The 19,352-nt window shown below is 36.4% G+C and carries 13 protein-coding genes; 10 read left to right on the forward strand and 3 right to left on the reverse strand.

Translation table 11 applies throughout. The annotated features are described in order from the left end of the window. Positions 1 to 23: 23 nt before the first annotated feature. The 3 genes from MKX35_RS05815 to rfbA form a co-directional block, all read right to left on the reverse strand. Entirely contained in the window at positions 24 to 2,777 is a 2,754-nt protein-coding gene (locus MKX35_RS05815) for an O-antigen ligase family protein (protein ID WP_076297861.1), read from the reverse strand. A 170-nt stretch (positions 2,778 to 2,947) separates the two neighbouring features. Next, entirely contained in the window at positions 2,948 to 3,502 is a 555-nt protein-coding gene (rfbC, locus tag MKX35_RS05820) for a dTDP-4-dehydrorhamnose 3,5-epimerase (RefSeq protein WP_076297860.1), read from the reverse strand. 22 nt (positions 3,503 to 3,524) lie between these two features. Further along, a complete protein-coding gene (gene rfbA, locus MKX35_RS05825) occupies positions 3,525 to 4,403 on the reverse strand; it encodes a glucose-1-phosphate thymidylyltransferase RfbA (RefSeq protein ID WP_076297859.1) in 879 nt (292 codons plus the stop codon). A gap of 595 nt (positions 4,404 to 4,998) precedes the next feature. Here rfbA and MKX35_RS05830 point away from each other — a divergent pair. From MKX35_RS05830 to MKX35_RS05875, 10 genes are read left to right on the forward strand one after another with little or no spacing between them, the layout of a single operon-like run. Next, positions 4,999 to 6,363 carry an ABC transporter permease gene (locus tag MKX35_RS05830; protein ID WP_076298112.1) on the forward strand — a complete coding sequence of 455 codons (1,365 nt, stop codon included), beginning with the start codon at positions 4,999 to 5,001 and terminating at the stop codon, positions 6,361 to 6,363. 15 nt (positions 6,364 to 6,378) lie between these two features. Then, the gene (locus MKX35_RS05835; protein WP_076297858.1) at positions 6,379 to 7,605 is read left to right on the forward strand and encodes an ABC transporter ATP-binding protein; all 1,227 of its coding nucleotides are present in this window, start codon (positions 6,379 to 6,381) and stop codon (positions 7,603 to 7,605) included. Positions 7,606 to 7,633: 28 nt separating this feature from the next. After that, complete coding sequence (locus MKX35_RS05840; protein WP_218641846.1) at positions 7,634 to 10,645, forward strand: glycosyltransferase; 3,012 nt, start codon at positions 7,634 to 7,636, stop codon at positions 10,643 to 10,645. Between the two features lie 7 nt (positions 10,646 to 10,652). Next, positions 10,653 to 11,912, forward strand: coding sequence for a rhamnosyltransferase WsaF family glycosyltransferase (locus tag MKX35_RS05845; RefSeq protein ID WP_076297856.1), 1,260 nt, complete (start codon positions 10,653 to 10,655; stop codon positions 11,910 to 11,912). Positions 11,913 to 11,944: 32 nt separating this feature from the next. Beyond that, on the forward strand, positions 11,945 to 13,693 hold the full coding sequence (locus MKX35_RS05850; protein ID WP_076297855.1) for a hypothetical protein: 1,749 nt from the start codon (positions 11,945 to 11,947) through the stop codon (positions 13,691 to 13,693). A gap of 16 nt (positions 13,694 to 13,709) precedes the next feature. Continuing rightward, on the forward strand, positions 13,710 to 14,093 hold the full coding sequence (locus MKX35_RS05855; RefSeq protein WP_076297854.1) for a GtrA family protein: 384 nt from the start codon (positions 13,710 to 13,712) through the stop codon (positions 14,091 to 14,093). A gap of 11 nt (positions 14,094 to 14,104) precedes the next feature. Continuing rightward, positions 14,105 to 15,670: a lipopolysaccharide biosynthesis protein RfbH gene (gene rfbH / locus MKX35_RS05860; protein ID WP_218641845.1), complete on the forward strand. Its 1,566-nt coding sequence runs from the start codon at positions 14,105 to 14,107 to the stop codon at positions 15,668 to 15,670. An 18-nt stretch (positions 15,671 to 15,688) separates the two neighbouring features. Further along, a complete protein-coding gene (gene rfbF / locus MKX35_RS05865) occupies positions 15,689 to 16,483 on the forward strand; it encodes a glucose-1-phosphate cytidylyltransferase (RefSeq protein WP_076297853.1) in 795 nt (264 codons plus the stop codon). Continuing rightward, positions 16,483 to 17,559 carry a CDP-glucose 4,6-dehydratase gene (gene rfbG / locus MKX35_RS05870; protein WP_076297852.1) on the forward strand — a complete coding sequence of 359 codons (1,077 nt, stop codon included), beginning with the start codon at positions 16,483 to 16,485 and terminating at the stop codon, positions 17,557 to 17,559. Before rfbF ends, rfbG begins: the two co-directional genes overlap by 1 nt. A gap of 6 nt (positions 17,560 to 17,565) precedes the next feature. Next, positions 17,566 to 19,338, forward strand: coding sequence for a thiamine pyrophosphate-binding protein (locus MKX35_RS05875; RefSeq protein ID WP_076297851.1), 1,773 nt, complete (start codon positions 17,566 to 17,568; stop codon positions 19,336 to 19,338). Positions 19,339 to 19,352 lie beyond the last annotated feature (14 nt).

A 19,352-nucleotide genomic window follows, 5' to 3' on the forward strand; every position in this document is an offset into this window, starting at 1 on the left:
GCGCTTTTTTGATTTCTTCCTTTTTAAAATTGTGAATTTGCGATGGCTTCGATCTGTGCTGCTTCCGCAGGATCAGCTGCGATCAGCGAATCGTATATCGCCTGATCCTCGCCACCAGTTTTCGTTAGTGCAGCAAGGTACCAACGAGCAATTTCACGATTGTTTGCATCTGTCAAATCTTGGCTTAAGGCCGGTTTCAAGATGGAGACTGCATTTTGTAGCTGTCCAGACATATAATGCATTTTCCCTACTTTCAGTTTCACATCTGGAGCAAGAGTCTTGGAAAGTTCATTATCCGCAAGTAACTGATTGTAGGCCAAAAGCCCAACGGCAAAGCCAGCTTTCATATTTTCTAATCTATCTTCATTATCTTGTTGTGCGTAAGCCGCTTGTCCTAAATCAAAAGAACGGCTGATGAGTGAACTGTACCAATCAATATTCCATGGAGTTTCACTATTCATAATATCCGTGTAATTAGGATCCGAATTAAGCTTCAGAGTTGTCTTGGCTGCATCCTCTTGTCCGGATAAAAGTTGCATTTTGCCAACGTTTAAAGCGATAGTTGGCGTTACTGAGAAAGGACGCCCTTGCAGTTGTTCTGGTGGAAGGGTCTTCAGATGTTCTATTCCAGTAAGAACATGATTATATGCTTCTTGAGCTTCATTGAAATACGCTTGTTTCTTTATCTCATCCTTTTGATTAAGTGCTTGTTGACCTAATGCAAGGGAACGGCTGATGAGAGTATCATACCAACTAATATCCCAGTTAAACTTATCAGCATTATCACGGTAAACACCGTATGCAAGATCATTTTGACCTTTTAGGTCATAATAGGTTACTAATTGAGTTAAAATATTTTTGTTGTATGGCTCGTCCTCTAGTGCTCGAGTCAGTACACTATAAGCCTCATTTAGAAATTGTTCATCCTGATTCTGCTTGAAGACCTGTAGATCTAACGAGGATAGGTACAAGACTGATTCTGGATGACCTGGACGTGTTTTTAAAGCCTCAGTTAATGGTTTCTTAATTTCCTCGTAAGAATTACTAACCCCGATTAGATTTTTACCCTTTAGGGCTGCATTACTGGAACCAATATAGCTAATCGAGAGGAATATCAAGAATACAGTTCCTACTGTGAGAACAGCGGAATATCCAAGCCGCATACCAGTTTTATTCCAACTTTTACGTAGCTTTTTACTATCCATGACAACTGCCATTCCCGCCAGTCCAAGGAAGACGAGTATTCCCATAAAGGCATAACTCATATTGAAATCTAGTAGACTGTGAACAAGAATGGATAGAGCAATAATTAGATAAAAGAAACCATTCTCAAAATCATTTTTATCCCGTTTCACATACCCACGAATGTATTTATAGAAAATATACAAAATGAATCCCATAAATACGATAAAACCAAGGATCCCAACCTCAATCAAGTATTGTAAAAAGAAGTTATGCACTTGGCGGCTGGTGTAAGGGTTGTTCTGATAGTGCTCATATAATGAGGACCATCCACCACCACCAGCACCAAGAATCGGATAATCCTTAACTACCTTCATCGCATCTTTATAAAAAGTAATCCGCTCAAGAACACTATGTTGCTGGAAGTTGATGTTCTCAAGACGAGTTGCCATATTGCTAGGTAAGATATTTTTTGCGCTTGTACCTATTAGTAGGAAAGCTACAATTCCGACGAGTGCAACAGAACCAAGTGGAATCCATAGACCTGTCAGTTTACGCGACGACCAATTGCTAAGCTTCTTCTCTAGCCAAGGAGCGACAAACCTCTGAATGACCCAAGATACTACAGCAACAGCCATTGAAGCTCCAAGCAGATAACCCCAGCCCTTCAAGGCACCGGAAGAAGTGAAATTCGTATTTAATTCTAATCCTAGGTTAGTCACTGGAGTCGTAATGAGTAACGAAGCAATACCAGCAACACCAAGATGTAGAATCCAAAGGATTTGCTGTGCAGGTTTCAGGAACATCAGCAGCAATATAAATACGACAGGTAGCAATACTAAACCACCACGAGATAATGTTAATAAGATCGATACAATGACGGGAACTAACATAAGGCTGTGTGTTAACGTTCCGTACCATTTTTTAGAGCGAATAAGAGCAAATATAGCTACAAATAGAAAGGCCATCAAGAATGCTGCGTAGGTATTTGCATATTGAAAGATCGAAGTCAGACGAAGTCCGTTAGAGTCCGTCATTACTGCATCTAAGTAGATATTATTTCTTACGGTGTTTGAGAACCAACCCACTAGAGTTCCCGCTAGTTTGTTACTCCCCAACCAATTTAGTAGTCCAAACCCTACTATGAAATAAGCGATTGCTAGAATGGCATTTTGAATGACAACATTTACTTGCTTTTGCTTCAAGAGATAAAAGGCTATAATGAAGACTGCAACATACATGCTCTGAATAAACAACATATTCATCGCCATATAATGCGAAACTGCGACAAACAATGATAGAGCATAAGTCAGAGGCAGTAATATTGAAGCTGAAGCTACTAAGTCCCTCTGTTCATCTAGTTTGAATTTTTTGTAGTATAAGCCAACGCAGACTAGCAGCAAAAGTCCACTTACTAGTGCTGACACATATATAGGCTTCTCGAAGTCTAACTGCTGTCCGTTAAATAATCCCACTTGAAATGGGGCCCAACATAAAAATAAAATAAAAGCAACAACCAAGGCCCATATCGGACTTGCTGTCTTTTCAACATTTCTCGACTGAGCGGCGTTTTTACCGTATACTGGTTTCGACACGTTATAATCTCCTTTTCCTGTAGGTACGACAATATTTTAGCATAAATTTAATTGCATAGTCTTGTAATAAACTAGTGATGGTATGGAATAAGTAAATAAATATAATTGGCCTGTGCCTTAGACATTCCGAAATGGAACTCAAGGGTACAGGCCAATTTTTTTGATGTTATTTAATATGTGAAATTTAAATCTGCATCTTTTAAAAGAGGTGCACGCTCATCCTTGGCTGACAAAACGGGCACAACATCAATAGGCCATTGAATCCCAATGGATGGGTCATTCCACAGAATACCCCCATCACACTCTGGAGAGTAAAGTTCATCAACCTTATATTGCACTTCCACATTCTCGTTCAAAGTCATGAAACCATGGGCAAAACCTTTAGGGATAAGCAATTGCTTTTTGTTCTCGGCGGATAACTCAATGCCAAACCATTTTCCATAATTGGGACTTCCTTTACGGATATCAACCGCGACATCATAGATAGACCCTAGCGTGCAGCGAACTAATTTACTTTGTGCTTTTGGGTTTAACTGGTAGTGCAGTCCTCGCAGCGTTCCTTTGGTTGCAGAGTAGGATTGATTATCCTGCACAAAATTTAAATAAATTCCCTGCTCTATGAATTTACTTTCGCTGTATGTCTCCATGAACCAACCTCTGTGGTCACCAAAAACTTGCGGCTCAACAACCCACACACCCTGCAGTGCAGTTTCTGTAAACTTCATGTTCCCCCACACTTTCTGTTATTTAATATTGAATTTTCCCGTTTGCTACCTTCATGAGGTACTGGCCATAGCCGGTCTTACTTAGTTTATTTCCGCACTCCCATAAATGTTCTTGTGTAATCCACTTGTTAATATATGCAATTTCTTCAGGTGCAGCAATCTTAATGCCCTGATGATCTTCAATAGTTCTGACAAAATTAGTAGCATCTACTAAGCTCTGATGGGTTCCAGTATCCAGCCATGTAAAGCCACGTCCAAGTAGTTCTACATCCAACTCTCCTAAATTTAAGTATTCTTCATTTATTGATGTAATCTCAAGCTCCCCTCGTGAAGAGGGTTTCACATTTTTTGCGATCTCTACAACACGGTTGTCATAAAAATATAAACCTGTTATAGCGTAATTCGATTTTGGGTTCTTAGGTTTTTCTTCCACGCTTAGAACTTTACCATCATTATTGAATTCTACAACACCGAAGCGTTCCGGATCTTGCACATGGTATCCAAATACAGTGGCACCCTTTTCCTTGCTGGAAGCTCGTTTTAGCATCTTGCGAATGCCGTTTCCATAATAAATATTGTCTCCAAGAATCATTGCAACCGATTCATCATCAATGAAGGATTCTCCCAAAATAAACGCTTGTGCTAAACCATCCGGATTGGGCTGGATAATATATTGCAGCGAGATTCCAAATTGAGAACCATCACCAAGAAGATCTTTGAACCGTGGGGTATCCTCTGGCGTCGAGATAATCAAAATATCTCTTATGCCTGCTAACATTAAAGTGGATAAAGGATAATAGATCATCGGTTTATCGTAAATCGGAAGCAATTGCTTGCTTGTAACCATGGTTAAAGGGTACAAACGTGTCCCGCTGCCACCCGCCAAAATTATACCTTTCATTGTTTAAACAACTCTCCCTTGATTATTGATGAACTAATAAATGTTATTATAGTTAATGGTTCGGATTCTAAAGGACTCTGTGGAAGGATGCATTGTTGTTCTCATTTTACTCTGATTGAGTGGGGCCTGTCCATGTTCTATCCATATTAATGTGTTAAACAAGAGAATTGTGAGAAGCCTGCACACTGAAAGACTCAAATTGGTGAATGTTTAACCACGTGTAAAATAAGTTAAATACTGGAGAGTTTCAACACTGCGTTTTGTATGATAACATTAACTTGTTTTGATGAAAGAACTAACGTGAATGCATTACTTTATTCCATTAAATTTAAGAGGGGGGGGATTCCGAGGTCTAGGCAATAAAAATACGATACACATAACGAATTATCTTACTTAAATCAGAGACTTTACAATATAAAGAGTAGGTACTACCATAGCATGCGTAGAGACGCATATTATCAACATTTCTCGACGGAGCGGTCTTTTTACCGTATACTGGATTCGACAATGCTCCTTATAAATTCGTGTACGTGAATGAAAAACAATCGACAAGAAAAAAATATATATGTTGATAAATGAAGGGAAATTTAGATTGATGAAATTCAAGAGAATAATATTTATTCTGTTTTTTCTGGCGCTTTCTTATATTATGTTTGGGTATGTTGAGAAATATCAACGCGACAATACACAAATAGATCTGAGCTTTAAAGTGAAATCTGATGTTGCTGATGAATACCAGCTATTTTATCAGACGAATCGTGGGGATGACTGGTCAGAAATACAGTCATTTCATTCTACCTATGCCAATGCCAATGAGTGGCAAACTATGAGCTTTACACTTCCTAAGAAAACGCTAGAACTTAGAATTGATTTTGGCTCAAATATTGCGACTGTTAGTATTAGTGATATGAAGTTAACTGGGGTAACTGCAAAGAAAATCAATCTGAAAGAATTATCATACAACGAGAATCAACTAACAACTTCTGCTCAAAGTGAAACAGCGGTTGTTTTAAAAACGGCTGATAAAGATCCTTTCATTACTTTTTCTGCTCAATCTTTTATTACTGAAGTTGTTGATGGTACATCGTTAAGACTGGCGGCATTGAGTACTATCATAAGTGGTCTATTGGGCGGATTTATAACAATGGTGGTTTTTTCGTACAGGGATATAATGATTTTTTTTAAAACCATTTTTTCGGGTAGAAGGTTGATTTTTAGTTTAGGTAATAATGATTTTAAAACGAAGTATGCTTCCTCATACCTTGGTATAACATGGGGATTTATTCAACCTTTGATGACTATTGCTACTTATTGGTTTGTTTTTCAGATCGGGTTAAGAAGTGGTAATGTTTCAGATACACCTTTTATTCTTTGGTTTCTTGTAGCTATTGTGCCCTGGTTCTTTTTCTCGGAAGCTTTTTCCAGTGCTACTAATGTTTTTTCTGAGTATAGTTACTTGGTCAAAAAGGTAGTATTTAAGATTGAGTTACTTCCGATGGTTAAGATCACTTCCGCCTTTTTTGTTCATATGTTTTTCCTGTTTTTCATTTTTATAATCTATAGTGTTTATGGATATTATCCTTCTCTATATAATCTTCAGATTTTATACTACGTAATTTGTTCCGTAGCCCTAGTAATTTCGTTAAGTGTTCTAGCTTCTGCTTTAGTGCTTTTCTTTAAAGATTTGAATCAGATCATTATGATCATATTACAGATTGGATTTTGGTTTACACCGATAGGATGGTCTTATACAATGCTGCCTACATCTTGGACATATATCTTTAAGCTGAACCCTATGTTTTATATTGTTGAAGGTTTTAGGGATTCGTTTATTTCCCACATTCCCTTTTATGATCATCCTTATTATACTTTTTATTTTTGGTTATTTTGTTTAGTAACGCTTGTAATCGGCATTAAAACCTTTGAAAAATTAAAACCCCACTTTGCTGATGTCATATAGAAGGGGAAGAGAATAATGAACTTAATGATAGAAGTTAAAGATATAGTGAAGACATATAAACTTTATAAAAAACCAATAGATCGTTTGAAGGAATCCGTTCTCCCTATGAAAAAGAAGTACCATGAAGATTTTAATGCTTTGAATGGTATTTCTTTTGAAATCAATAAGGGAGATGCCCTGGGTATTTTAGGAAGGAATGGTTCTGGAAAATCCACACTTCTCAAATTAATTACAGGTGTATTATCACCGACAAGTGGTGAAATTAAAGTGAATGGCAGAATGTCAGCCATCTTGGAACTAGGAGCGGGATTCAATCCAGAATATACAGGTCGGGAAAATATATATTTAAATGGATTGATGATAGGTTTACAGAGAGCCGAAATTGATATAAAGATGAATGGAATCATAGATTTCGCTGATATTGGTTCTTTCATTGATCAACCTGTGAAAGTATATTCAAGTGGAATGTTCGCTAGACTTGCATTTGCTGTGGCTATTAATGTTGATCCTGATATTCTGATTGTGGATGAGGCTTTGGCAGTTGGAGATGTGCGTTTCCAAATGAAATGCATTGAAAAGATGAAGGAACTGAAGGCTAACGGCACTACAATTCTTTTTGTTTCCCATGCAACGGAACAAGTGAAAAGATTTTGTAACAGAGCAGTTTGGTTGAAAGATGGAGTAATAGAAGCAATTGGAGAATCTAGTGAAATTGTAGATTTATATGAGGATTATATGAAATACAACAGCAGCGAAGACGATCAATCCCGAGATGCTGAGAAGGTTGAAAGTGAAATTAATGAAGAAATTGAGACGGATATGATATTTCCTAACAATCCTAATATTTTATCTATGATCACCAAGGTTAATATTAACGGGAAAAAGTTCAAGACGTTTGATCAGGTTGAAGTAGAAGTGGAGTATGATGTATACGAAAAAGTGATTAGTGGCTTATTATTGGGGGTTGCCTTATACACTCCTGATAGAGAATATATCTTTGGTCCGAATACCCACCTTGAAAAAATAGAACTTCCCAATACAAGAGGGCGACATAAGGTAAAGTATACAATACCAAGATTGCCTTTGCTTGGAGGTACTTATAATATTGATGTTGGTCTTTTTAATAATGAGGGGATAGTGTGCTTAGATTATAAGCAGGAAATAGTCGGGTTTACCATTGTTAATAAGTATTTTTCAGAGGGACTTGTTTATATTAATCACGAATGGGAAATTTTACAATAAATTTCTGGACTAAGAATTGGAGTTGTTAATGATGATAGTTCCATTTGACCAATATCAAAGATACAAACATGCATCAGAGCTTATCAACACAGTCCGAGAAGAGGGACAACTTTTTTCGATTTTAGAAGTTGGTGCTAATGAACATAAAAACCTAGAAAAATTTCTTTCTGAGGATAGAATAACTTACTTAGATATTGTTGTACCTGATCAGTTAAAAGAGGATCCTTCATATATTGAAGGGGATGCAACTAATATGCCTATTGAGGATAATAAATTCGATTTTATTATTGCTCTTGATGTATTCGAACACATAAGCGATCCACTTAGAGAAGCTTTTATCTCCGAGTTAATGAGAGTATCCAGACATGGGTTCATACTTGCAGCTCCATTCAACACTCCAGGAGTGGAGGAAGCAGAGATTAGAGCTAATAAATATTTTGAATCCTTGTACGGAATGAACTATCAATGGTTAGAAGAACATAGACAAAATGGGCTTCCTGATAGAAATAATCTTACGCACTTCCTCGATTCAAAACATTGGCCATATCTTAATTTTTCGCATGGAAGTCTCGATATATGGGAAAGAATGATCAAAATTCATTTCTTGGCTGCTGGAAGATCTTCTTTATATGATTATAGATCTACGATAGATGATTTTTATAATAGAAATATTTACAATGTGGATTATTGTGAATCAAGCTATAGAAACTTTTTCTTCGTATCTGAGAATGAAGGTATAATCCGTAAAGCAGAAGCTTTGATTAATAAGCGCAATCAACAGGGAGATTATCATGACTTACTTGAAAAGTTGGGATATCTGGAGAGGGATCTGATTACCATAAGTAGTTATGATCTAGCACATAAGGAGTATACTGCTAAAAATCAGGAGTTGAAACAAAAGGATATACAAATAGAAAATATTAGTGTTGAAATGAAGGCTCGAGAACAAAAGGAGCAAGAATTAAGTATAGAAGTTGAGAAGCTTAAAGTTGAATTGCAAGAGGTGAGGAATCACCTGTCTGTACAAACTATGACAAATGAATCTTTGAATGTGGAAAAGGTGAAAGTTGCAGAACAGTTCAACGTTGCTAAAGAAACTATTATTTCTTTGGAACAAACTATCGCCTCACTTGAGCAAACAAAAGCACTTAAAGATGAATATATAAATCAATTGGAACTTATTTCACAGCAACTACGACTAAAAAATAGAGTGAAAAAATTAGTGCCTAAACCAATCCGGTCAAAGGTTAGGCTCAGTCTTTCGGTGATGAGGAAGTTGAAGAATAATCCCTCTTTATTTAAGAAAGGTCTTCAGGAATTCCGACATAAAGGAGCACGCTCATTAAATAATAAGATTCAATCTGTTGTGACTGTGGGGGAATTAACATCAGACTATGTATCACAGGAACTCAGCGCTGATGAACAAGCGTGTTTGAGAGCAGAAATGGAGCAATTCATCAATAAACCAATGATATCTATTGTAGTACCGGTTTATAATGTAGCTCCAAAGTGGTTGGAGTTGGCTATTGAATCCGTTAAAAATCAAATATATCCATTTTGGGAGATGTGTATTGTAGATGATTGCTCCACAAATGCCGATACAGGACGTTATCTGGACAGCATAAAGGATCCTCGGATAAAAATCGTTAAGTTGGATGAGAACTCTGGAATATCAAATGCTTCTAATAAAGCTGTTTCTATAGGAAGTGGGGAATATATTGCTCTGCTAGATAATGATGACGAGATAGCACCTCATGCTTTGTTCGAAGTGGTTAAGGCGATTAATGAGCATAATGCCGATATTTTGTATTCGGATGAAGATAAAGTTGACATGCATGGAAATAAGAAAAATCCGTTGCATAAACCGGACTGGTCACCGGATTTACTAAGATCTCAGATGTATATCGGTCATTTTCTTGTTTTCAGAAGAAAGTTGTTTAACGAGGTTGGAGGATTTAGGACAGAGTTTAACGGCAGTCAGGATTACGATTTGGTATTAAGAATGAGTGAAATAGCTGATAAAATACATCATATTCCTAAAGTGCTCTACTCATGGAGAGAACTCGATACCTCCACAGCATTAAATCCATATTCTAAGCCCTATGCGCATACTGCAGGATTGGCCGCGCTTAATGAACATTTAGCAAGAGTATATGGTGCGGATAATGCTTATGCTACTGAAGATAAACATCTATTTGTTTACGATAGTAGATACAGAGTAAAGTCGGCAAAAGTGAGTATTATTATTCCAACAAAGGATAAAGTGGAACTGTTGGAACCTTGTATTTCAAGTATCCTACAAAAAACAGATTACCCCGATTATGAAATTTTAATAATTAATAATAATTCAGTTGAAAAGGAAACGTTTGAATGGTTTGAAAAACAAAAATTGAGAAGCTCTGTACGAATCGTTAATGCCAATTATGAGTTCAACTGGTCCAAGCTTAATAATCATGGAGTAAGGGAAGCAAGTGGAGAGATTTTTGTATTTTTGAATAATGATACTCTGGTAATTAGTGAAGATTGGCTCCAACGACTGGCTGAGAAGGCCCTACGAGAAGATGTTGGAACGGTTGGAGGTTTGCTGTTATATCAGGACAATACAATTCAACATGCCGGAGTAGTAATTGGACTCGGAGGCTGGGCAGACCACATATTTAAAGGAATGAATCCTAATCATTTCGGATCACCTTATATATCACCAATGGTTACAAGAAATGTAATTGCATCTACGGGGGCTTGTCTAGCAATATCCAAGAAGACCTTAGAAAAGATTGGGCTGTTTAATGAAGATTTCATCATTTGTGGTAGTGATGTTGAGATTTCATTACGGTCAATTGAGCATGGGTTAGTTAATATATATGATCCGCATGTGAAATTATATCATTTAGAATCGAAATCAAGGTCGTCATATATTCCTCCAATCGACTTTGAATTGTCTAAGTTTTTCTATGGTCCATATTTAGAAAAGGGCGATCCTTATTTTAATAGAAACTTAAGTCTGAATAATCTCGCACCAAAGTTATCACAAGGAGAATGATAATTATATGTCTAGATTTATTGATTATATCGCCAGGAAGGCGAAGAATAACAAGACACTAAAGAAAGCCTACCAATCAACGGTAAGCTCTTATTTGAACACGCATATTGGAGAAATAACGCCTTTTAATCCGAGACCATCTGATAACACTGAAAGAAGGCTCAACTTGTTAGTCCCATCTATAAATCAAGAGCATTTATTTGGTGGGATCTCCACAGCTCTTCATTTTTTTGATGAATTATATAGAACGGAAGAAAAATCACATCGCCGGATTATTACTACAGATGCCTCGCCTAGCGATGAGGACTTACTGAAATTCTCTGAATATATTCTTTCATCATCTGAAGATGATTTGATAGAAAACTCATATATTGTTCCTTTCAATGACCGGTACAATAAAACAATGCCAATCGGGAAAGAGGATTTGTTTATTGCAACCTCATGGTGGACGGCTTATTTTGCTCAACGAGTTGTGAGGTGGCAAGCCGAACAATACAATCAACCGGAGAAAAAGATCATTTATTTTATTCAGGATTTTGAACCAGGGTTCTATGCTTGGTCTAGCCAATATTCGTTGGCATTAAGTACTTATCAGTATACTGGGGAGCAAATTGCTGTATTTAACTCAAGCTTGTTAAAAGACTTTTTTAATAACAAGGACTTTAAATTTACAGAAGAATATTATTTTGAACCACGTCTCAATTCATCTTTGAAGAAATATTTGATACCTTTTGAGATGATGAAGAAGAAAAAGAAAATACTTGTTTATGGTAGACCTTCAGTTGCTAGAAACGCGTTTTCTATAATTGTTGAAATGCTTAGAGTCTGGGTATGGATTCAACCCAATCCCACTGAATGGGAAATTATATCTGCTGGAGAGCAGCACAACGATTTAGATATCGGAAATGGAGTGGTTATCAAATCTAAAGGGAAAATGTCACTGGATGATTATGCAAATGAACTGAAAGAAAGTGCGATAGGTGTTTCTTTAATGATTTCACCTCACCCCAGTTACCCACCGTTGGAAATGTCCCACTTTGGTATGTTAGTTCTTACTAATTCTTACGAGAATAAAGACTTGTCAAAGTTGCATGAGAATATCTATTCAGTGGATAACATTAGCCCGGACTCCTTAGCTAAGGAACTTATGGTTTTATGCTCAACATTTACAAAGGACAATTTTGTTGGTAATTGTAAGGGGGTAGTAAGCTATTTAGAGGACAGTAAACAATTTGACTTTATAGAGGATATAAAAGGAAAATTATAAGGATTAATATAGGTATTATTGGGGGGATATATTTGCTAGAAAGGTTAAGTTCAAATAAAAGAATCAATATATATATTTTTTTTATAATGTGTTTTGCGCTGTTACTACTGTATCATAGAAATCCAGCCTTTATGGATGAAGCGGACAACTTGCTTGGCGCTTTAAATATTGCTAATGGATCAGATATCTATAAGGGGTATTTCTCACAACATACTCCATTTGTTTATTATTTTATGTCTATATTCGCAATTGTTGGTGTTAGGGATTATGAGACATTTCGGTTATGTATGAGTATGGTTATTTTGCTGACTTGGGTTTTTATGTATTGTCGTTATTCTACATACTTTGGGAAGAAGACCATTCTCATATTTATGTTGATATATGCACTTACTTTAAATATTACATGGGGATACATGATTCTTAGCGATGTATTCCAAGGATATGCTGTGTTAATTCTATTATTTGAAGCGCTCATTTTTCAAAAGGAAAAATCATTAACGATTAAAAGTATGATAATTATCTCAATGTGTATTTTTATTTCAATCATGTCAGCTTTTGTGAGCGTATACCCTGTTTTTTTTATTGCTCTATTATTTTTATACAATATATTAATGCTACCAACTAAGGAAATACCAATACGGCTTAAAGAATATATTAAATTAGCTGTGATCATTATCATTCCTTTTCTTATTTTAATTGCTTGGTATCTACTCACAGGAAATCTCGAAAATTTCTATGAACAAGCGTATCAAATGAATCGTACTTATTATAGTAATTACTTGGGCGGATTTGGTAGTAGTGTAATAGATCTCTTTAAAAGTACTCCATTAAACTGGACAGGACATATAAAAAATTATTTATTAACTGTAAATAAAGACACTATTTTTAATTCACTGCTGGTTATATTCAATTTGCTTTTTGTACATATTCAATTTAAGAATAGTAAGGTAAGTGGTATAATTCTCTTTTTCTTCTTGGGATTTTGTGGAATTAGAGGATATACAGATTTTCATTCTTTAAATTACTATATAATTTCATTCTTTTGTGTATCTTATGTTGTTGAGTATTATTTTCTAAGGATTTCTGAGATCTCCGAGATTAAGAGAGTGGGGATTAAGGTTCTAGTTTTCTTAATTTTTCTTGTTTCTTTTAACAGTTATATTCCTAATGCTGGGATTAATCTTTTTAAGGGTAAAGGGGTTTTAGCGCAGAATATTTATTATGATTCATATATACAAGAACTTACAAATGAAGATGATTCAGTATGGATAACTAGCCTCACACCCCAATCTTATATAAATAACCATAGAAAACCATCATCCAGAACAACTACCTTAGTACCTTGGTTTTACGATGCATACAAAACAGTAATGATTAACGACTTGAAGGAAAATAAACCTGAATTAATTATCTTTGAAAAGGACAATGAGGTCTGGGGTCATGTATACTCGGAGTTTGCACCAACGATATTAGAGTATATAAATCAATATTATAACTGTCTAAATGAATACGATTCTGTAGAAAAAAATATATACGTAAAAAAAGAAAGATATAAAGAAATTAGTGAGAAGCTCTGGCCTGAGGCATCGCAGTTGGAGGAAGGTAAACTTGTTTCGAATCAATCTCGGATTTTTTTAATTGAAAATGGTTTGAAACGACACATAGCAAGCCCAGAGATATTCAATGAAAAAGGATATGATTGGAATTCTATTATTCCAATAAATGATGAAACAATCTCAAAAATCAAAACAGGACCTGAGATCTCTGGTTTAACTAAGTAAAAGAAAGAGGTGGTTTATGAGTACTCAAACAATTCGATTTATTATTGTTGGAATTTTAAATACATTGGTTGGTTTGGGTGTTTATGCAATCTATCTTTATTTTGTTAATAACAACTATTTGCAAGCTTTGATTACTTCTCATATTATTGGTGTGGCCCATAGTTATTTATGGAATAATAAATGGACCTTTCAACAAAAAAATTATAGCACTAGAAGTGTTATAAAGTTTGTATCAGTATATGCTATTACTTTTTTTGTTAATTTGTTTCTATTAACTTTATTAGTTGATACAATAGGAATGAATAAACTAATCGCGCAGGCAATAGCTCTTTTTTTAACTACAGTAGTAAGTTTTTTTGGTCATAAATACTGGAGTTTTAGAGCCTCCAAAAATTCTTAAGGGGTGTAGTAATGTTAAAGCAAGGTATGATTGTATTATTTAAAGAATCTGATGAATATGCTTTGGTTTCTTCTAATGTGCGAGGGGACCAGATCGAGGTTTATAATCTATTTAATAATCTTCTAAATGGGTCTTCAGAGAAGTATAACTTCGAAGTTACACATGGAGATTTGAAGAATTCATTATATTTAGATACCCGTATAAAGACAAATGTCTCTCAGAAAGATGTTACTCCATTTGCTGAGATTAGCAAAACTGATTTCGAGAAAATAATGAGACTTGATATATTATCAAAAGTTGAGAACTATTACGAACTTTTTCACTCCGAAAGAAATAAGGACTTTGATCCCGAAGCAACCCAAGTATCATATGGAGGTCGTGTATACGACGAGAAAGAAATGAGAAGTTTGGTAGATTCCTCACTTGACTTTTGGTTAACTGCCGGTCGTTACAATAAACAGTTTGAAAAAGAATATGCAGAGTTTCTAGGAGTAAGGTATGCGCTTCTTACTAACTCGGGTTCTTCTGCTAACCTATTGGCTTTTTCTGCATTAACCTCTCCTAAGCTGAAGGATCGCCAAATCAAGCCAGGCGATGAAGTAATTACTGTAGCAGCTGGTTTCCCAACAACTGTAACACCTATCGTACAGAACGGTGCTGTTCCCGTTTTTATAGACGTAGAATTGGGCACTTACAACATCATTGTGGATCGTATTGAAGAAGCAATCACACCAAAGACCAAAGCAATTATGGTAGCACACACAATGGGAAATCCATTCGAATTGGACAAGGTTATGGAGATCGCTGCGAAGTATAATTTATGGGTAGTTGAAGATAACTGCGATGCGTTAGGCTCTACATTTAATGGAAAATTGACCGGTACTCATGGACATATCGGTACATCAAGCTTCTATCCTCCGCACCACATGACTATGGGTGAAGGTGGAGCAGTATACACCAATAATGCTTTGTTAAAATCAATCATAGAATCTTTTAGAGATTGGGGAAGAGATTGTTGGTGCCCGTCAGGTTGTGATAATACTTGTAACAAGCGGTTTGGCTGGGAATTGGGATCATTACCATATGGATATGACCATAAATATACATATTCTCATATCGGATATAATCTACGGGTTACTGAGATGCAAGCGGCTATTGGAGTGGAACAGCTTAAAAAGGTTCCAACATTCACTCAAGCACGTAAAGATAATTTCAATCGGTTATATGAGGGCTTGAAGGACTTAGGAGAGTACTTCATTCTTCCTAGGGCTACCAAAAACTCTGATCCTAGTTGGTTTGGCTTCATGTTAACTGTACAAGACGGTGTTAGTTTTACTAAGAATGAGATTGTTGAATACTTGGAAGCAAATCGTATTCAAACACGAATGTTATTTGCCGGTAATCTAACTCGTCAACCTGCATTCCATAATGTGAATTATCGTATTAGTGGAGATCTTAAAAACACGGATAAAATCATGAATGATACTTTCTTGGTGGGTGTCTATCCAGGATTAACAAAAGAAAAAATCGACTATGTAGTGAGTAAGATCAGAACTTTTGTGCTAGATAAAAAATAGATTCGGGGGGCTATTGATATGAAGGTAGTTATTCTTGCAGGTGGTTATGGCACACGAATTAGCGAAGAATCTCATCTTAGACCGAAGCCGATGATTGAAATTGGGCAAAAACCGATTTTATGGCACATCATGAAATTATACTCACATTATGGTTTTAATGATTTTGTTATTTGTTTGGGTTATAAGGGTTTCTATATCAAAGAGTATTTTGCACACTATTTTTTACATGAATCTGATGTTACATTCGATTTCACTAGTGAAAATCAGTTAGTAACACATACCCATACAGCGGAGCCATGGAAAGTGACTCTTGTAAATACAGGAGTTGATACTATGACTGGTGGAAGAGTTAAAAGAATACAAAAATATGTTGGAGATGAACCATTTATGTTAACTTACGGCGATGGCGTCTCTGATGTGAATATATCTGAACTGGTTAACCAACACAAATTACATGGACGTTTGGCAACAGTAACTACTGTACAACCTAGCGGTCGTTTTGGCGCATTGGATATCGCTGCAAATAATGAGGTTAAAGGTTTTCAAGAGAAGCCTAAGGGTGATGGCTCTTGGATTAATGCAGGATTTTTTGTACTGCAACCGGAAGTGTTTAATTACATTAATGGCGACGAAACCTTTTTTGAAAAGGAGCCTTTAGAAGGGTTAGCAAGTGATGGTGAACTTTTTGGATTTAAACATGAAGGCTTCTGGCAGCCAATGGATACGTTGCGTGATAAAAATTACTTGGAAGATCTTTGGGGCAGTGGAAAGGCACCATGGAAAACTTGGGAGACAAAGTCGGTGAATGTATAATGGTTAATCCAACTTTTTGGAATGGAAAGAAAGTATTTGTGACTGGTCATACAGGTTTCAAAGGTTCCTGGTTATGTTTATGGCTAAGCTCGATGGGGGCCGAGGTTACAGGATATTCATTAGAACCTTCGACAACTCCTAGCTTGTTTGATTTGTGTGATATTAAGGAACTTCTAAAAAGTAATGTAATCTCTGATATAAGAGATAGCCAGCGACTGAATGCTGCTATGCAGGAAGCGCAGCCTGAAATAGTAATTCATATGGCAGCACAACCATTGGTAAGGGAATCATATAAGAATCCCGTTGAAACATATGAAGTCAATGTGATGGGGACAATTAATCTCTTAGAAGCGGTTAGAAATTGTGCAAGTGTAGTGTCAGTTGTTAATGTAACAACTGACAAATGCTATGATAATAAAGAATGGCATTGGGGATATAGAGAAAATGAACCTTTGGGTGGTTATGACCCATATTCAAGTAGTAAGGCTTGTTCCGAGTTAGTTACTAGTTCTTACCGGAACTCATTTTTGAATAATCAGGTTGGGGATAGAAAGATTGCTGTAGCATCTGCAAGAGCCGGAAATGTCATAGGCGGTGGGGATTGGGCAGCAGATAGGTTAGTGCCGGATAGTATCAGGTCTATTCTAAACGATCAAAAGATTGTTATACGAAACCCATCCTCTATCAGACCGTGGCAGCATGTTCTTGAACCATTAAGTGGCTACCTAATGCTGGCAGAAAAGCTTTTTCAAGAAGGAGAGCAATATGCTAGTGCTTGGAATTTTGGTCCTTCAGACGCTGATGCTAGGCCAGTGGAATGGATTGTACAAGAGATTTGCCGGAAGTGGGATGGGGCAAGCTACGAAGTAGATAACAGTGCACATCCACATGAGGCACACTATCTAAAGTTAGATTGTTCTAAAGCCGCAAGTGATTTGAATTGGCATCCCCGTTGGAACCTGGGACAGGCAATTGATAAAATTATTGAGTTTACTGTTGCTTATCAAAAAGGAGAAAGTTTAATAAATGTCTGTATGAGACAGATACAGGATTACAACGGTCTAAATAAGGAGTGAGCACACTTGAAGCTATCGGATTACGTTATAGACTGCATAAAACAACAGGGCGTATCACATGTTTTCGAATTTATTGGTGGCGCTATCGTCCACTTATTAGATTCGGTTTCGTTTAGAGATGATATAGATTGTATTTCTGTACGTCATGAACAGGCAGGTGCTTTTGCTGCTGAAGCTTACGCAAGAATGAATGGGAAACTTGGGGTCGCTATGGCAACGAGTGGACCTGGGGCATTGAATTTGCTAACCGGAATAGGGAGCTGTTATTTCGATTCAGTTCCTTGTTTATTTATCACAGGACAGGTAAATACTTATGAATACAAGTTTGAAAGACCTGTGAGACAGATTGGGTTTCAAGAAACAGATATTGTTAGTGTAGCGAAACCATTAACTAAGTATGCTGCCATGGTTACTGAGCCAGATCAAATTAGATATGAATTAGAAAAAGCAATATATCTGGCTCAAAATGGTCGTCCTGGTCCAGTATTGTTGGATATTCCAATGAATCTTCAAAGAGCACAAATTGAACCTGAAACTTTAGTTAGTTTCTTTGATAGTGAAGAATATAAAGAACTCTCCAAAGATTCAGAATTAAATGAACCTGTTATTTCTAAAATTATTAGTATGTTAGGCGAAGCGAAGAGACCGCTGATTCTAGCAGGTGGCGGTGTAAGGGTCAGCAATTCAACAGAACAACTCTCCAAATTCATAGGGAAAACTGGAATTCCAATGGTCAGTTCATTAATGGGACTCGATGTGATTTCACATGATAATCCTCTGTATTCAGGTTTAATTGGATCATATGGTAACAGATACAGTAACCTGATTCTTGCTAATTGTGACTTATTGCTTATATTAGGTTCAAGACTGGATAGCAGGCAAACCGGAACCCGACCGGATACTTTTGGTCGTGGAGCTCAAAAGATACATGTTGATATTGATTATAACGAGCTTAATAGTAAGGTTGAAGCAACTCTTGCTGTAAAAGCGAATTTAAGTGAATTCTTGGAAAAAATGAACTATGAGTTAGAAAGATCTGAATTCAATAGACCTGATATTAATGAGTGGTTAGAATTAATTGAAAGATTAAAGGCCCTTTACCCAACTTATTCGTTTAAACCCGAAGGAAATGAAATTGAGCCAAATCGCTTTATGGAATTACTATCATCTAAGTCCGAGCAATTTGGTGCAATTTGTCTTGATGTTGGACAACATCAAATGTGGGCATCCCAATCCTTCAAATTATCAAAGAACCAGAGACTGCTGAATTCCGGTGGGATGGGAGCTATGGGATTTGCTCTACCTGCAGCAATAGGTACCTCATTATCAAACGGAGATGAGACTCTTGTCATTGCAGGAGATGGCGGTTTTCAATTGAATATCCAAGAATTAGATACTATTGTAAGATTGAATCTACCAATTAAAATTGTAGTTATGAACAATAGTTCATTGGGTATGGTAAGGCAATTTCAAGATCTGTATTTCGAAGGCAGACAACAATCAACTGTGAATCCTAATCCTTCATTTATAGATATAGTTAAAGCATATGCAGTTCCAGCTTTTCAAATGAACACGATGGACGAAGTTCACCAGCTTGAACAGTTCTTGAATACTGTAGGACCGGCATTCATCGAAGTGAAGTTGGAGAAGAAAACTGAGGTGCATCCTAAGTTAGTTGTCAATAGACCTATTGAGGATATGTACCCTTATTTGGATAGGGAAGAATTGAAAAAAATAATGTTAATTGATCTTGTGGACGAAATGGATATTCCCACCTAAAGGGGTTCTAGAAA

This window comes from Paenibacillus sp. FSL R5-0923, from assembly GCF_038009145.1.
Taxonomy (GTDB): domain Bacteria; phylum Bacillota; class Bacilli; order Paenibacillales; family Paenibacillaceae; genus Paenibacillus_AQ.

Bases quoted from the DNA above. Each gene is read 5' to 3' on its own strand.
- rfbH (WP_218641845.1), top strand. From the start codon at position 14,105: ATGTTAAAGCAAGGTATGATTGTATTATTTAAAGAATCTGATGAATAT.
- MKX35_RS05830 (WP_076298112.1), top strand. From the start codon at position 4,999: ATGAAATTCAAGAGAATAATATTTATTCTGTTTTTTCTGGCGCTTTCT.
- rfbF (WP_076297853.1), top strand. From the start codon at position 15,689: ATGAAGGTAGTTATTCTTGCAGGTGGTTATGGCACACGAATTAGCGAA.
- MKX35_RS05840 (WP_218641846.1), top strand. From the start codon at position 7,634: ATGATGATAGTTCCATTTGACCAATATCAAAGATACAAACATGCATCA.
- MKX35_RS05835 (WP_076297858.1), top strand. From the start codon at position 6,379: ATGAACTTAATGATAGAAGTTAAAGATATAGTGAAGACATATAAACTT.
- rfbA (WP_076297859.1), bottom strand. From the start codon at position 4,403: ATGAAAGGTATAATTTTGGCGGGTGGCAGCGGGACACGTTTGTACCCT.
- MKX35_RS05855 (WP_076297854.1), top strand. From the start codon at position 13,710: ATGAGTACTCAAACAATTCGATTTATTATTGTTGGAATTTTAAATACA.
- rfbG (WP_076297852.1), top strand. From the start codon at position 16,483: ATGGTTAATCCAACTTTTTGGAATGGAAAGAAAGTATTTGTGACTGGT.
- rfbC (WP_076297860.1), bottom strand. From the start codon at position 3,502: ATGAAGTTTACAGAAACTGCACTGCAGGGTGTGTGGGTTGTTGAGCCG.
- MKX35_RS05845 (WP_076297856.1), top strand. From the start codon at position 10,653: ATGTCTAGATTTATTGATTATATCGCCAGGAAGGCGAAGAATAACAAG.